This window comes from Pectobacterium polaris (assembly GCF_002307355.1).
Classification (GTDB): Bacteria; Pseudomonadota; Gammaproteobacteria; order Enterobacterales; family Enterobacteriaceae; genus Pectobacterium; species Pectobacterium polare.
On the sequence record NZ_CP017481.1, the window covers coordinates 1,502,399 to 1,516,943 of the forward strand.

At 53.0% G+C, this 14,545-nt stretch carries 19 protein-coding genes; 7 read left to right on the top strand and 12 right to left on the bottom strand.

Annotated elements, in window-relative coordinates:
• Positions 1-227 precede the first annotated feature (227 nt).
• Positions 228-1,568 (top strand): metalloprotease PmbA, encoded by a 1,341-nt coding sequence (pmbA, locus tag BJJ97_RS06795; RefSeq protein ID WP_095701291.1) that lies wholly within the window; start codon positions 228-230, stop codon positions 1,566-1,568.
• A 101-nt stretch (positions 1,569-1,669) separates the two neighbouring features.
• Here pmbA and rnk read toward each other — a convergent pair whose 3' ends face one another.
• The 12 genes from rnk to BJJ97_RS06855 all read right to left on the bottom strand — a co-directional run bounded on the left by rnk (position 1,670) and on the right by BJJ97_RS06855 (position 10,575).
• Positions 1,670-2,080: a nucleoside diphosphate kinase regulator gene (gene rnk / locus BJJ97_RS06800; protein WP_095701292.1), complete on the bottom strand. Its 411-nt coding sequence runs from the start codon at positions 2,078-2,080 to the stop codon at positions 1,670-1,672.
• A 293-nt stretch (positions 2,081-2,373) separates the two neighbouring features.
• Positions 2,374-2,646 carry a PTS phosphocarrier protein NPr gene (gene npr, locus BJJ97_RS06805; protein ID WP_010296626.1) on the bottom strand — a complete coding sequence of 91 codons (273 nt, stop codon included), beginning with the start codon at positions 2,644-2,646 and terminating at the stop codon, positions 2,374-2,376.
• 22 nt (positions 2,647-2,668) lie between these two features.
• Positions 2,669-3,526 (bottom strand): RNase adapter RapZ, encoded by an 858-nt coding sequence (gene rapZ / locus BJJ97_RS06810; RefSeq protein WP_010296630.1) that lies wholly within the window; start codon positions 3,524-3,526, stop codon positions 2,669-2,671.
• A gap of 160 nt (positions 3,527-3,686) precedes the next feature.
• On the bottom strand, positions 3,687-4,160 hold the full coding sequence (ptsN, locus tag BJJ97_RS06815; protein WP_029367653.1) for a PTS IIA-like nitrogen regulatory protein PtsN: 474 nt from the start codon (positions 4,158-4,160) through the stop codon (positions 3,687-3,689).
• A 95-nt stretch (positions 4,161-4,255) separates the two neighbouring features.
• Positions 4,256-4,543 (bottom strand): ribosome hibernation promoting factor, encoded by a 288-nt coding sequence (gene hpf / locus BJJ97_RS06820; protein WP_005975449.1) that lies wholly within the window; start codon positions 4,541-4,543, stop codon positions 4,256-4,258.
• A 23-nt stretch (positions 4,544-4,566) separates the two neighbouring features.
• On the bottom strand, positions 4,567-6,000 hold the full coding sequence (gene rpoN, locus BJJ97_RS06825; protein WP_095701293.1) for an RNA polymerase factor sigma-54: 1,434 nt from the start codon (positions 5,998-6,000) through the stop codon (positions 4,567-4,569).
• 49 nt (positions 6,001-6,049) lie between these two features.
• Positions 6,050-6,775, bottom strand: a complete 726-nt coding sequence (gene lptB, locus BJJ97_RS06830; RefSeq protein WP_010296638.1) for an LPS export ABC transporter ATP-binding protein — start codon at positions 6,773-6,775, stop codon at positions 6,050-6,052.
• A gap of 3 nt (positions 6,776-6,778) precedes the next feature.
• A complete protein-coding gene (lptA, locus tag BJJ97_RS06835; RefSeq protein WP_039517816.1) occupies positions 6,779-7,351 on the bottom strand; it encodes a lipopolysaccharide ABC transporter substrate-binding protein LptA in 573 nt (190 codons plus the stop codon).
• Positions 7,332-7,898, bottom strand: a complete 567-nt coding sequence (gene lptC, locus BJJ97_RS06840; protein ID WP_039482324.1) for an LPS export ABC transporter periplasmic protein LptC — start codon at positions 7,896-7,898, stop codon at positions 7,332-7,334. Before lptC ends, lptA begins: the two co-directional genes overlap by 20 nt.
• Entirely contained in the window at positions 7,895-8,461 is a 567-nt protein-coding gene (kdsC, locus tag BJJ97_RS06845) for a 3-deoxy-manno-octulosonate-8-phosphatase KdsC (protein ID WP_010296644.1), read from the bottom strand. Before kdsC ends, lptC begins: the two co-directional genes overlap by 4 nt.
• A 19-nt stretch (positions 8,462-8,480) precedes the next feature.
• Positions 8,481-9,554 carry an arabinose-5-phosphate isomerase KdsD gene (gene kdsD / locus BJJ97_RS06850; RefSeq protein WP_095993453.1) on the bottom strand — a complete coding sequence of 358 codons (1,074 nt, stop codon included), beginning with the start codon at positions 9,552-9,554 and terminating at the stop codon, positions 8,481-8,483.
• Positions 9,555-9,609: 55 nt separating this feature from the next.
• Entirely contained in the window at positions 9,610-10,575 is a 966-nt protein-coding gene (locus BJJ97_RS06855) for a calcium/sodium antiporter (RefSeq protein ID WP_095993454.1), read from the bottom strand.
• Positions 10,576-10,989: 414 nt separating this feature from the next.
• On the opposite strand from BJJ97_RS06855, the gene mlaF reads away from it, so the two are divergent.
• The 6 genes from mlaF to ibaG all read left to right on the top strand — a co-directional run bounded on the left by mlaF (position 10,990) and on the right by ibaG (position 14,498).
• On the top strand, positions 10,990-11,802 hold the full coding sequence (mlaF, locus tag BJJ97_RS06860) for a phospholipid ABC transporter ATP-binding protein MlaF (RefSeq protein ID WP_095701297.1): 813 nt from the start codon (positions 10,990-10,992) through the stop codon (positions 11,800-11,802).
• Positions 11,803-11,809: 7 nt separating this feature from the next.
• Entirely contained in the window at positions 11,810-12,592 is a 783-nt protein-coding gene (gene mlaE / locus BJJ97_RS06865) for a lipid asymmetry maintenance ABC transporter permease subunit MlaE (RefSeq protein WP_010296655.1), read from the top strand.
• 4 nt (positions 12,593-12,596) lie between these two features.
• A complete protein-coding gene (gene mlaD, locus BJJ97_RS06870) occupies positions 12,597-13,163 on the top strand; it encodes an outer membrane lipid asymmetry maintenance protein MlaD (protein ID WP_095993455.1) in 567 nt (188 codons plus the stop codon).
• A 12-nt stretch (positions 13,164-13,175) separates the two neighbouring features.
• Positions 13,176-13,805, top strand: coding sequence for a phospholipid-binding protein MlaC (gene mlaC / locus BJJ97_RS06875; RefSeq protein WP_095993456.1), 630 nt, complete (start codon positions 13,176-13,178; stop codon positions 13,803-13,805).
• Between the two features lie 13 nt (positions 13,806-13,818).
• Entirely contained in the window at positions 13,819-14,109 is a 291-nt protein-coding gene (mlaB, locus tag BJJ97_RS06880; RefSeq protein WP_095995332.1) for a lipid asymmetry maintenance protein MlaB, read from the top strand.
• A 134-nt stretch (positions 14,110-14,243) separates the two neighbouring features.
• The gene (gene ibaG, locus BJJ97_RS06885) at positions 14,244-14,498 is read left to right on the top strand and encodes a BolA family iron metabolism protein IbaG (protein ID WP_039304057.1); all 255 of its coding nucleotides are present in this window, start codon (positions 14,244-14,246) and stop codon (positions 14,496-14,498) included.
• Positions 14,499-14,545: the final 47 nt, after the last annotated feature.

Genomic DNA, 14,545 nt, shown 5'->3' on the forward strand with positions numbered 1-14,545 from the left:
GCGTGCCCACCAGCAAAAAAGAGGCTGATACTAACAGGTTTGGGCTTTGTGCGAAATTGTCCGTAGATCCTGTTAGACTAGAAAGCATTATGCTACACCATTTTATGCTCCTCATACTTCACGTTACCTGTGCGTTGGCTGCGCGAAGTATAGAGAGTATACGCCCCTTTTGTGCTCGTTGCGGGGATGATGATGGTGAGCTTTCTTCCACTCATTATGGCAGAACAATGACGATAACTACTCAGGTTGCAGAGCAGCGTAAAGCGCTGGAGCTCGCGGTTGCTCAGGCGCTGGAACTGGCGCGTGCCGGTTCTGATGCGGCAGAAGTCGCGGTGTCAAAAACGACGGGCATTAGCGTCAGTACCCGTTATGGTGATGTTGAAAATGTTGAATTCAACAGCGATGGTGCGTTGGGCATTACGGTTTATCACCAACAGCGTAAAGGCAGCGCCTCGTCTACCGATCTCAGCCCGGATGCGATAGCCCGTACCGTACAGGCCGCGCTGGATATTGCTCGTTATACTTCTGTCGATCCTTTTGCTGGTCCGGCGGATCGAGATCTTCTGGCGTTCGATGCGCCGGATCTGGATCTGTTCCATCCGACCGAGCTGGATGCGGATCGCGGCATTGAATTAGCCGCTCGCGCAGAGCAGGCCGCATTGCAGGCTGACAAGCGCATCACCAACACCGAAGGCGGCAGTTTTAACAGCCACTACGGCGTTAAGGTGTTCGGCAATAGCCACGGCCTGCTGAAAAGTTACTGTTCTAGCCGTCACTCCATGTCCAGCTGTGTGATTGCCGAAGTGAATGGCGATATGGAGCGGGACTATGCCTACACCGTTGGCCGTGCGCTGGATGACTTACTCAGCCCGGAATGGGTGGGCGAAGAGTGTGCACGTCGCACGTTATCCCGCCTGTCACCGCGTAAACTGCCTACCATGCAGGCACCGGTGATGTTTTCTGCGGAAGTGGCGACGGGCCTGTTTGGCCATTTGGTTGGCGCCATCAGCGGCGGCAGCGTTTATCGTAAATCCACTTTCCTGCTGGATAAGCTGGGTCAGCAGATTCTGCCGGAATGGCTGACGATTGAGGAACAACCTCATCTGCTAAGAGGGCTGGCTTCTACGCCGTTCGACAGCGAAGGCGTGCGGACGCAGGCGCGTGAAATTGTGAAGGCGGGCGTATTGCAGACCTGGCTCATGACAAGCTACTCCGCGCGTAAGCTGGGCATGCAGAGTACCGGCCATGCAGGTGGCATTCATAACTGGCGGATTGCCGGACAGGGGCTGGATTTCAACGGTATGTTGAAACAGATGGGCAAAGGCCTGCTGGTGACCGAACTGATGGGGCAAGGTGTGAGCGGTGTGACGGGGGATTATTCCCGTGGCGCATCCGGCTTCTGGGTCGAAAACGGCGAAATTCAGTATCCGGTCAGCGAGATTACCATCGCGGGTAACCTGAAAGACATGCTGCGTAATATCGTGACGGTGGGGAATGATATCGAAACCCGAAGCAATATCCAATGTGGTTCCGTTCTGCTGCCAGAGATGAAGATCGCAGGGGAATAAGCCTGCTCTTTGTGAGTAACCGTCGCCGTCGGCAGTGTCCGACGGCTGTTACTCCATGCCTTATTAGCACGTACCTTGTATCAGAATTGTACCTTGCTGGTTTAGCGGTGGTACTCGCCTGCGGCTTCTGGCTGATAGAGTAGTTCTAGTACTTCAATTCGCGTTTCTTCACCGTTTGGCAACTGCCAGGCGATAGAATTTCCCACATGCATTCCCAATAGTGCCGCGCCCAGCGGAGCCATCACCGACAGCGGTTCTTGACTGTCCTTCACCGCGGCCGGATAAACCAGCGTGCGGATGTGCTCTTCGTTGGTATTCAGATCGCGGAAACGCACCCGACTATTCATGGTGACGACATGTGAGGGAATCGATGCCGAAGGCAGAATTTCCGCCCGATCCAGCTCCTCATTCAACGCCTGTGCGATATCGCTGTCCGCAAAGGCGGGCTGCTCCAATAACATATCCAGACGTTCTGCATCCAATTCACTGATTGTCAGGTTAGGTTTCGTCATACTCCTCTCCAGTTGGTATTTTCAGATGATATAAAAATAACCCCCGCGCCCAAAGGAGCAGGGGGTATAAGAAAATATTATGATTTATAGAGGTAGATAGTAGGGGGTTCGGGAGGGAAAGTGAAGCGCTCCTTGTCACGAAGGCTGGCAGATACCCGTCATACTTCAAGCTGCTTGTGCGTTGGCTTCCCTTACTCACCCCAGTCACTTACTTGTGTAAGCTCCTGGGGATTCGCGCGATTGCCGCCTTCACGCAACTCGAATTATTTAGGGTATAGCCTGCTAAGGAAATGCTAGTCCTCGTCGAACCCCGCTTCAAACAGCCCGATGACGGCGGCAAGCGCCTGCTCTTCATCTGGGCCTGTCGCTTCTACCTCAATGAGTCGCCCTTTGGCCGAGTCCAACATTAGCATGGCAATCACGCTGCTGGCTTCGGCTTCGGTACCGCTGTCATTACGCAGGATCACTTCTGCATCAAAGCTCTGCACCAGCTCGAACAGCTTCATGGCTGGGCGAGCGTGCATGCCCAGCTTGTTTTTGATTTCAACCGTTTGCCGGACTGTCATAGGTTACCTGGTTTACCGACTATTATGAGGGTTTACGTTTTTCCAGCGTACGGTGGCGCGACTGCACGTTCTTACCGCGTGAGCGGAAGTAGTCTGCCAACTGTTCGGCGACGTAGACGGAACGGTGTTTACCGCCGGTACAGCCAATGGCGACGGTCAAGTAGCTGCGGTTATTGGTTTCCAGCATCGGCAGCCACAGTTCCAGATAGCTGCGAGTCTGGTAGATGAAATTGTGAACTTCGGTATGCCTGTCGAGGAAAGACGCAACAGGCTTATCCAGACCGGTCATCGGGCGCAGTTTCGGATCCCAGTGCGGGTTCGGCAGGAAGCGCACGTCAAAGACGTAATCCGCATCGATAGGGATACCGTGCTTAAAGCCGAACGATTCGAACACCATCGTGAGTTCGCGTTCCCGCTTGCCGAGCAGTCGGGTACGCAACATTTCGGCCAGTTCATGTACCGACATCTCTGAGGTGTCGATAATCAGGTCGGCACGTGAACGCAACGGCTCCAGCAGGTCGCTTTCTTCATCAATGGCGCTTTCCAGTGACAGATTCTTGCTGGAAAGCGGGTGAAGGCGACGGGTGTCGCTGTAACGACGAATCAGCGTATTGCGATCGGCATCCAGAAACAGCAATTGAGGCGAGAAGCTGGGTGGCAGTTGCTCCATGGCATGCTCGAAGATCTCTGGTGATTCCGGCATATTGCGCACGTCAATGCTGACTGCTGCGGAAATGTTACGTGCCGCAAGCGTATTAGCCAGTTCTGGCAGTAGAACCACTGGCAGGTTATCTACGCAGTAGAACCCCATATCTTCCAGTGCGCGCAGGGCGACAGATTTCCCTGAACCTGAGCGACCACTGACAATCATCAGCACCATCTGACGACTCCCCTCTGGCAATGTGATGGCGAATTTTCATTGCCACTGTTTTTATAAAGTGATGTATAGCTAAAAAAATGACGGCTTAGCGCATGGATTGCAAGCATTCTCTGAATCCACCGCGAATCGCCCGTCATCGTGAACATGACAACCATCCGGCTTAACCAGCTTCCGTCATAATCTGGTACAGCTCTTCATCGCTTTGCGCCGCACGCAGGCGTCGGCAAACCGTTTTATCCGCCAGCCGCTTGGCAACAAGCGACAGGGTATGCAAATGGGTTTTACATTGTTCCGCTGGAACCAGCAAGGCAAAAAGCAGATCAACAGCCTGATTATCAATGGCATCGAAAGCGATCGGTTGCTCTAACTGGATGAAAACACCGATGGCGCCCAGCGCATTATCGTCTTCCAGCTTGCCGTGAGGAATGGCAATGCCGCCGCCGATTCCCGTGCTGCCCATCCGCTCCCGGGTCAGGATGGCATCAAAGATAATCTGCGAAGGAATGTTAAGCTGCTTGGCTGCGAGCTCACTGATAATTTCCAATGCCCGTTTCTTACTCTGGCAGTGGACGGTGCTTCGGGTGCACTCAGGACGTAATACGGTGCTGAGCTGCAATACGGGATCGTGGTTCATTTTATTTTCACTTAACGACGCTTTCACTGCTGGTGATCCCGACCCACCCGATGGATGGGCCGAGTTTGTCCTTTGCCAAACGGCAAAGGAGAAAATTAGTGCTGCTTGAGTTTATCTTTATGCTTATTGAGCTGTCTCGCCAGCTTATCAATCAATAAATCTATCGCGGCGTACATATCTGCCGCCTCTGAGGTTGCATGCAGCTCGCCGCCATTAACGTGGAGCGTGGCCTCGGCAATTTGCTGAACTTTTTCCACTCTCAATACCACATTGACCTGATTAATCCGGTCAAAATACTGCTCTAATTTGGCAAACTTGCCATTAACAAAATCACGCAGCGGTTCAGTGATCTCGATGTGGTGTCCGGTAATGTTGAGCTGCATAGTGTCTTCCTTCTCTGTTGAGATCAAATCAGTTGTTTACGCTGATTCGATGGTGGGATAGATAAAGACTCTCGGTATTTTGCAACGGTTCGACGCGCCACGATGATGCCCTGATCGGAAAGCAGTGCCGTAAGCTTGCTATCGCTCAGTGGCTTCACGGGGTTTTCCGCCGCAATAAGCTTCTTCACCAACGCGCGGATTGCCGTTGATGACGCTTCCCCGCCACTATCGGTATTAACGTGGCTGGAGAAGAAATATTTTAGCTCAAAAATGCCGCGCGGGCTGTGCAGGAACTTCTGTGTCGTCACGCGTGAGATGGTGGATTCATGCATATCCACCGCTTGAGCGATGTCTGCCAGTACCATGGGCTTCATGAATTCTTCGCCCTGCTCGAAGAAATCCTGTTGCTGCTCGACGATGCTGCGGGTCACTTTCAGCAGCGTGTCGTTGCGACTTTCCAGGCTTTTAATGAGCCAACGCGCTTCTTGCAGATTGCTGCGGATAAATTGTCCGTCGCTGTCGTTGCGTACGCTGTTACCCAGCGCGGCATACTGCTGGTTAATCTGCAAACGGGGAACGCTGTCGGTGTTCAGTTCGACGACCCAGACTCCCTGAACTTTACGTATCAGCACGTCAGGAATCACGTATTCGGATTCGCCGGTGTTGATCGACTGGCCTGGACGGGGATCGAGCGATTGGATCAGCGCCAGTGCTTCTTTCAGCACGTCTTCTTTCAGACGCGTTACACGAATCAGGCTGCGGAAATCATGGTTGGCTAACAGATCGAGATGATCGCTGACGATCAGACGCGCTTCGATCAGGCGTGGTGTGTCGTCGGCAAACTGGGAAAGCTGCACCAGCAGACAATCACGCAGATCGCGAGCGGCCACGCCAACGGGATCGAAGCGCTGCACGCGTTTGAGTACGGCTTCAACCTCTTCCAGCGTTACGTCGTCGTCACCGATGCTCTCAAGAATGTCCTGTAGCGGTACGGTCAGGTAGCCGGTGTTGTCCACCGCATCGACGATAGAGGTGGCGATAGCTGCGTCGGTGTCGGAAAACGGCGTTAGCTCAACCTGCCACATCAGGTAATCCTGAAGCGTTTGCGTGGTTTCGCCTTGATAAATTGGCAGTTCTTCATCGCGATAGTCGGTGCCGGTGCCCGACGGCGTGCCTGCGGAGTAGATTTCATCCCAGGTGGCATCGAGCGGCAATTCTTCCGGCATGTCTCTTTGTTCAAGCGCTTCACCGGTATCCAGTGAATCGCTGTCTGCCTTTTCGAATGACTCGATTTCGTCGTGCTGATCCGTTTGTTCGAGCAACGGATTGCTTTCCAGCGCCAGTTGAATTTCCTGTTGCAATTCAAGCGTGGACAGTTGCAACAGGCGGATCGCCTGTTGGAGCTGTGGAGTCATGGCCAGTTGCTGGCTAAGCCTGAGTTGCAAACCTTGCTTCATAAATCGCGCTAACGTCCCATAAGTACTGCAAAGAGAAAATATTACCCTATCAGAGTCGGAAGCCTTCGCCCAGATAGACGCGTTTCACCTGTTCATCGGCCAGAATATCGGTCGGTGAACCGTGGGCGATCAGGTTACCCTGACTCACGATGTAGGCTCGTTCACATACATCAAGCGTTTCGCGGACGTTATGATCGGTAATCAACACGCCAAGCCCGCTGTCACGCAGATGCTCAATGATTTTTTTAATATCCAGTACGGAGATCGGGTCTACGCCCGCAAACGGTTCATCCAGCAGGATGAACTTCGGATTCGCTGCCAGCGCACGCGCAATCTCTACGCGGCGTCTTTCTCCACCAGACAGCGATTGTCCCAGACTATCGCGCAAATGAATAATATGGAATTCTTCCATTAGCTCATTGGCACGATCTTCCTGCTGCTCGGTCGTCAGATCTTTACGGATCTGTAACACCGCCATCAGGTTGTCATACACGCTTAAGCGACGGAAGATCGAGGCTTCTTGCGGCAGATAGCCGATGCCGCGCAGCGCACGTTCGTGCAAAGGCAACAGGCTGATGTCATCGTCGTCAATGACGATGCGTCCTTCATCACGCGGAACGATGCCGACGACCATGTAGAACGTTGTCGTTTTGCCGGCACCGTTCGGCCCGAGCAGGCCGACGATTTCACCGGAATTCACGGTGAGGCTGACGTTTTCCACGACCTTACGGCCTTTGTACGCCTTGGCTAGATTTTCTGCGGTTAATGTTGCCATAACTTATTCAGTGACCCGTGGTTGCGGTTGCTGAGAACGAGAAGGCTGGCTTTTGTTCTCTTTCTCCTGAAGCTGAGAAGGGACCAACACCGTCGTCACGCGTTTTCCTTTGTCGCTGGTCGCTTCCATCTGCTGCTGTTTCACCAGATAAGTGATGCGATCGCCTTTGACATTGCTGTCCTGCTGTTCCAGATAGGCATTGCCTGTCAGCACCAGAAAGTCGGTGGCCAGCTCGTAGCGGATTTTCTGTGCGTGACCTTTTACCGGTTTGCCGTTGTCCTGCATCTGGTAGAACGTCACGGGATTGCCGTAACCTTCCACCACTTCACTGCCTTGCGTGCCCTGTGGACGCGTCACGACGACCTTGTCGGCTTTCACTTCAATTGTCCCTTGCTTCACGACAACATTGCCAGTGAACGTCACCGTGTTGCCCTGCATGTCCAGAGATTGCTGTGCTGAATCAATGTGAATAGGTTGATTGCTATCGCCGGTGACGGCAAAGGCGGAAACGCTGACGGCGAACAGCGAGCTGGCGATCAGGGTGTTACGCATCAGATTATTGGTTTTGGATTTCATAAGAGGTTTTTACCTTTTCGATCAACTCGGCCGTTTTGTTACGCAGATTCCCGCGCATTTTCATTCCGCTTGAGGTAAAGCTGGTGCCGTACAGGGTCACTTCATCATCGGAAGAAACGTCCTGCGTTACCAGATTCACCTGGGCATTATTCGTTGTGATGCGCTGAAGCTGTGCGTCTTTCGTCAGGCTATTCACCTCGACGTTGCCGTACAGATAGAGCATCTTGTCTTTTGTCAGCTTGGCGCGATCGGCGCGTACTGACCAGGTTGCCGTGCCTTGTTCATTGAACAGCGTGGCCACAGGCTTGGTAAACCAGCTCAACTGCTCGTCGTTGAAATATTCCGCTTTTTCCGAAATCAGTCTGTAGCTCAGCTTACCCGCAGGGCTGTATACCTGCGTGTTAGTCTTTTCGCTCGTATAAACCGGCACTGCGGGGTCGTTTGCATCCGGTGCCGCTACCGTGTCGTCATCCGCAATATTCCAGCCGATGAGGATAAGCACCAACAGGGCCAGAAAAGCGGTGAGCCAACGCTTGGTTTTACTCATATTGACAACCCTTTGGCATGCTCCAGCTTGTCCTGCGAGAACAGAATCAAATCACACAGCTCACGTACTGCGCCACGGCCTCCTGCAATGCGGGTGACATAATCTGCGCGTGGTAACAGCAGCGGATGGGCGTCTGCCACGGCAACGCTCAGCCCGACTTGCGCCATCACTGGCCAGTCGATCATATCGTCGCCGATATACGCCACCTGATTTGCCGTTACTGACAGTTTATCCAACAGATCGTTGAAGGCCAAAACCTTATCCGATTGCCCCTGATAAAGATGGTTAATGCCCAGCGTCTTACACCGATCTTCCAGCAGTTTTGCTGAACGCCCGGTAATGATGGCAACCTCAATATCGGACGTCAGCAAGCAGCGAATACCATAGCCGTCGCGGACGTTAAAGGCTTTCAGCTCTTCGCCGTGATTGCCCATATAAATCAGACCATCGGACATCACGCCGTCAACGTCGCAGATTAACAGGCGAACCTCACGGGCTTTATCCAGTACCTGTTGATCGACAGGCCCATAGCAGGTATCGGTTTGCGCCCTGACTTCACTCATTCACTATTATCCTTTCTTTTTAAACCACGCCAGCCCGCAGCATATCGTGCATATGGACGATCCCGACCAGACGATCGTTTTCTGCCACCAGCACTGAGGTGATGTGGCGCGACTGCATCAGGTTAAGTGCATCCACCGCCAGCGTTTGCGGTGCGACCCGGATGCCGCCCGCGGTCATCACATCAGCAATGCGCGCGCTGTTCAAGTCAATATTCATGTCGAAGATGCGGCGCAGGTCACCATCGGTAAAGATGCCCTGAATTTTCATATCCGCCTCGCAGATTACCGTCATACCCAGATTTTTGCGCGTAATTTCCACCAGCGCATCACGCAGCGAAGCATCGTGTGGGACATGGGGAATCTCATCACCCGAATGCATGATATCGCTGACGCGCAGTAAAAGTTTGCGGCCGAGTGCGCCACCGGGGTGAGAAAGGGCGAAATCTTCGGCAGTAAAGCCGCGCGCCTGTAACAGCGCCACAGCCAACGCGTCGCCCATGACCAGCGTTGCAGTCGTGCTGGTGGTGGGCGCCAGACCGAGCGGGCAGGCTTCCTGCGGGACATGGACGCACAGGTGAATATCCGCCGCCTTACCCATCGTACTTTCTGGTGCGCTGGTCATGCAGATCAGGAACACTTTCTGGCGTTTCAGCACGGGAATCAGCGACAGAATTTCATGGGATTCGCCAGAGTTGGAAATGGCGATCACGATATCGTGCGGGGTTACCATGCCGAGATCGCCGTGGCTGGCTTCGCCTGGATGAACAAAAAAAGCAGGCGTACCGGTGCTGGCGAAGGTCGCGGCAATCTTACAGCCGATGTGGCCGGATTTGCCCATTCCCATCACCACTACCTTGCCCTGACAATCGAATATCTTCTTGCAGGCAAGGGTAAAGTTGTCGTCAATGTACTGGTCTAATTGCGCAAGCCCATCGCGCTCGATACTCAGTACCTGCTTGCCCGCCTGCTGGAAATCGAAATCTGCTGGTAGTTCATGAGCCTTTTGTCGCGTGTGATCGGCTTGTGGTGCATGATCGGATAGTGCACGGTCAGACTGCTGTTTTAGATGAGCATCTTGTTCAAACTGTGACATACCAATAGTCCTGATTATGATGAAAAACAGAGCGTCTTATGAAAAACAAAACTGCTTATGAAAAGCAAAATAGGGCCGTCAGATAGGCGACAAACGCGCAGCATAATAATGCGCCTGCGCCCTGTCCTATACGGCGTTTTTTGCTGAGGCACAGTGCGGTTAACAGCACGCTTGCCGCCAGCATGACCCAATAGTCGCGCTGAAAAGCCTGAGGGTTCAGTGCGCCCGGCGAGAGCAGAGCAGGCACGCCCAGAACAATCGCAATATTAAAAATGTTCGAGCCAATCAGGTTGCCCAGCGCAATGTCATCTTCTTTCTTCAACGTCCCGACGATGGCGGTAGCAAGCTCAGGCAGGCTGGTGCCAATCGCCAATATGGTCAGCCCGATGGTTAACTCGCTGACATCGAAGTAGCGTGCAATGACGGTGGCGTTATCCACCACCATACGGGCGGCCATAGGTAAAATAATCATACCGAGAATCAACCACAGCACGGCGACCATCTGGCTGCTGTCATCCTGTGGGAGCTCCGCCAGCTGTTCGCGCGTCAGGCTATCGCCGCCTTCCCGCTGCGCCTGTTGTGCCATGCGAAGTATCAACACCAGACACAGAATGGCGGCCAAGAGCAGCATTATGCCGTCGGCACGGCTCAGGTAGCTATCATGCAGTAAAACGCCACACAATAAAGTGACGGACAACATGAGCGGCAATTCCCGGCGCAGGATGGCCGAATGTACCGTTAGCGGGCGAATGAGCGCTGCGCTGCCGAGAATGAGTAAAATATTGGTGATATTGGAGCCCAGAACATTACCAACGGCCATGTCGCGTTGATCGTTTAAGGCAGCAGTAACCGAAACGATGAGCTCGGGTAGCGAGGTGCCGAAGCCGACAATAGTGATGCCAATGACGAAAGGAGGTAAGCCAAGAGAACGCGCAAGCACGGCGGCACCATAGACAAGACGATCGGCACCGTAAACCAGTAATAGCAAACCAACGAACAAGAGTAGTGTTGCAAAAAGCATGCAGCGTCCTTTAATAGGATATATACCCATCATACTTCAAGCTGCATGTGCGTTGGCTTTTCTCTCTCACCCCAGTCACTTACTGATGTAAGCTCCCGGGGATTCGCTGCGTCGCCGCCTTCCTGCAACTCGAATTATTTAGTGTATAATCACCGGCCTGTTGTCGAATAAGTCAGTATTTCTGGACGATTTTCGCACAAAAAGCATTTTCTGTGATGAGTGCTAATTCTGACGGTGCTTGGCGAAAAAGTAAAACCTGTCGCGATAAGTAAAACCCAGTAACGGTTTGTGCCGCCATTTTGGACAAGAACTTACGGTAAGTTTTTGTAAAACTCGCACCTTGATGAAAGCCAGCCGTTAGGCTGGAGTGAAAGACCTCTTTATGAGCGTACTGATGGGTAAGGAATGGAAATAATGAACCATGAGGCAACTAATCTGGTCGAGATCCGTGGTCTTAGCTTTCGGCGCGGAGAACGAGAGATTTTTACAGACATCACGCTGAATGTGCCTAAAGGCAAGGTCACCGCGATCATGGGGCCTTCCGGTATCGGTAAAACTACGCTGCTGCGCCTGATTGGCGGACAGCTACCGCCAGACAGCGGCGAAATTTGGTTTGATGGCGAGAATATCCCGACACTGTCGCGCAGCGAGCTGTACAACGCGCGCAAGAAAATGAGCATGTTGTTTCAGTCCGGGGCGTTATTCACCGATTTGAACGTGTTTGATAATGTTGCCTGGCCGCTGCGTGAACATACTCAACTGCCGGAATCGCTGTTGCGTAGCATCGTCATGATGAAGCTGGAAGCGGTAGGGCTACGCGGTGCGGCGGAACTGATGCCTGCGGAGCTTTCCGGCGGCATGGCGCGGCGTGCTGCGCTGGCGAGAGCGATTGCACTTGACCCCGAACTGATTATGTTTGATGAGCCTTTTGTCGGGCAAGACCCGATCACGCTGGGAATACTGGTGAAACTCATCGACGAGTTGAATCATGCATTGGGCGTGACCTGCATTGTGGTTTCTCACGATGTGCCGGAGGTGATGAGCATCGCTGATTACGCGTATATCGTGGCCGACAAGCGGGTGGTGGGAGAGGGGACCGCGGATCAACTGAGGGCGAACAATGACCCGCAGGTTCGTCAGTTCCTGGATGGTATCGCCGACGGGCCAGTGCCTTTCCGTTTTCCGGCCAGTGACTATAAAACGTCACTGCTAGGTTCAGGGGGTTAACGCAGTCATGTTATTACGGACGTTGGCGTCGTTGGGGCGTCAGGGAATCTCCACCAGTGCCTCGTTTGGGCGCGCCGGGCTGATGCTGTTTAATGCTCTGGTGGGTAAACCCGAATTCAGAAAACAGTGGCCGCTGTTGGTAAAACAGCTTTACAGCGTTGGCGTGCAGTCGCTGCTTATCATCATGGTTTCCGGCCTGTTTATCGGCATGGTGCTGGGGTTACAGGGCTATCTCATCCTGACGACCTACAGCGCCGAGGCCAGCCTGGGCATGATGGTGGCACTGTCGCTGCTGCGTGAACTTGGTCCGGTGGTGACGGCATTGCTGTTCGCCGGACGTGCGGGTTCCGCGCTGACGGCGGAAATTGGTCTGATGAAGGCAACGGAACAGCTCTCCAGCATGGAGATGATGGCGGTCGATCCGCTGCGCCGCGTGGTCGCGCCGCGTTTCTGGGCGGGGTTAATCAGCATGCCGCTGCTGGCGGTGATTTTTGTCGCCGTGGGCATTTGGGGCGGCGCGCTGGTCGGTGTGGACTGGAAAGGCATCGACAGCGGGTTCTTCTGGTCTGCCATGCAGGGCGCGGTTGACTGGCGTCAGGATGTCTTGAACTGCGTGATTAAAAGTATCGTATTTGCGATTACCGTAACCTGGATTGCACTGTTTAACGGCTATGACGCGATCCCGACGTCTGAGGGGATCAGCCGTGCAACGACCCGAACCGTCGTGCACTCGTCGTTAGCGGTACTGGGATTGGATTTTGTGCTGACAGCACTGATGTTTGGGAACTGAGTCGATGCAAACAAAGAAAACTGAAGTCTGGGTTGGTGTGTTTATGTTGATCGCGCTGGCTGCCATCCTCTTTTTATGTCTGAAAGTCGCCGATCTCAAATCGATTGGTAGCGAGCCGACGTACCGCCTGTATGCGACGTTTGACAACATTGGCGGGCTGAAGGCGCGTTCTCCGATCAGAATTGGCGGCGTGGTTGTTGGCCGCGTAGCGGATATTTCGCTGGACGAGAAAACGTATCTGCCTCGCGTGGCAATGGATATTCAGCAGCGCTACGATCATATTCCTGATACCAGCTCTCTGGCCATTCGTACCTCTGGCTTGCTGGGCGAGCAGTATCTGGCACTGAACATTGGGTTTGAAGATGAGGAAATGGGCACCGCGATCCTGAAAGACGGCGGTGTGATTCAGGACACCAAGTCCGCGATGGTGCTTGAAGACCTCATCGGCCAATTCCTATATAAGAGCGGTAGCAATAGCGAAGATAATACCGGTCAATCGGGTACGGAACCGGGTGCCAATTCTGCGGCAACCCCTGAACACAACAACGAACCTGTTCCTTCACATCCATAAGAGGATATCTGCATGTTTAAACGTTTACTGATGGTGGCTTTACTGGTGGTCGCGCCATTAGCCAACGCGGCGGATCAAACGAATCCCTATCGTTTAATGAATGAAGCGGCGGAAAAAACTTTTGATCGTTTAAAGAATGAACAGCCAAAGATCAAACAAAACCCTGATTATTTGCGTACGGTCGTACGTGAAGAGCTGCTGCCGTATGTTCAGGTGAGATACGCCGGTGCGCTGGTTCTGGGCCGTTACTACAAAGATTCGACACCGGCGCAGCGTGATGCCTATTTCAAAGCGTTTGAAGCTTATCTGGAGCAGGCTTACGGACAGGCGTTGGCGATGTATAACAGGCAGTCTTATCAGATCGCTCCTGAACAGCCGCTGGGCAATGCCGATATCGTTTCCATTCGCGTCACCATCACTGATAACGGCGGCCGTCCTCCGATACGTCTGGATTTCCAATGGCGTAAGAACAGTAAAACCGGTAACTGGCAGGCATACGACATGATTGCTGAAGGTGTCAGTATGATCACCACCAAGCAGAACGAGTGGGCGGCAATATTGCGTCAGAACGGCGTGGATGGTCTGACTAAGCAGCTGGAATCCTCGGCGAAGCAGACCATCACGTTGGATCAGAAAAAGTAATTTGGGTACGAACATGGCGAACGCATTGAACTGGCAGGCACAGGAATCAACGCTGGCGTTAACGGGCGATCTGGATCGTGAAACGCTGTTACCGTTCTGGCAGCAGCGTGAATCGTTGCTGGCGGGTAAAACCACGCTGGATGTGTCTGGATTAAACCGCGTTGATTCTGCCGGGTTAGCATTGTTGATGCACGTTTATCAGCAGCCGTCTTCAGGCGTAGAGATAACGATTGTCGGTGCCAGCGATCGGCTAAAAACGCTCATTGCGCTCTATAACCTGAATGAAATCATTCCTGTGTCTTAAACGGTAACGTGGGTTACCGGATTCGCCCCTTTAGGCATCGTCTGAAGGGGCGCATTCTTTGTTTAAGATAGCGTCATATTCATCTAAGATACCTCCCTGTAAATCATCTCCCCCTGACATAGAAATCGAGAGCGATGGAAAATAACGAAATTAAAGACGTGCTGATGAACGCATTAGCACTGGAAGAAGCCCATGTTTCTGGTGATGGCAGCCATTTTCAGGTCATCGCAGTGGGCGGACTTTTTGCTGGAATGAGCCGAGTAAAAAAACAGCAGGCTGTTTATGCGCCGCTGATGGAGTACATTGCGGATAACCGTATTCATGCGCTGTCGATCAAGGCTTATACGCCGGAAGAGTGGCAACGCGACCGTAAACTGAACGGCTTCTAAGTATTATTCCCACTGCGAGTGGGAATAAACGGCCGGTATCAGTGTGA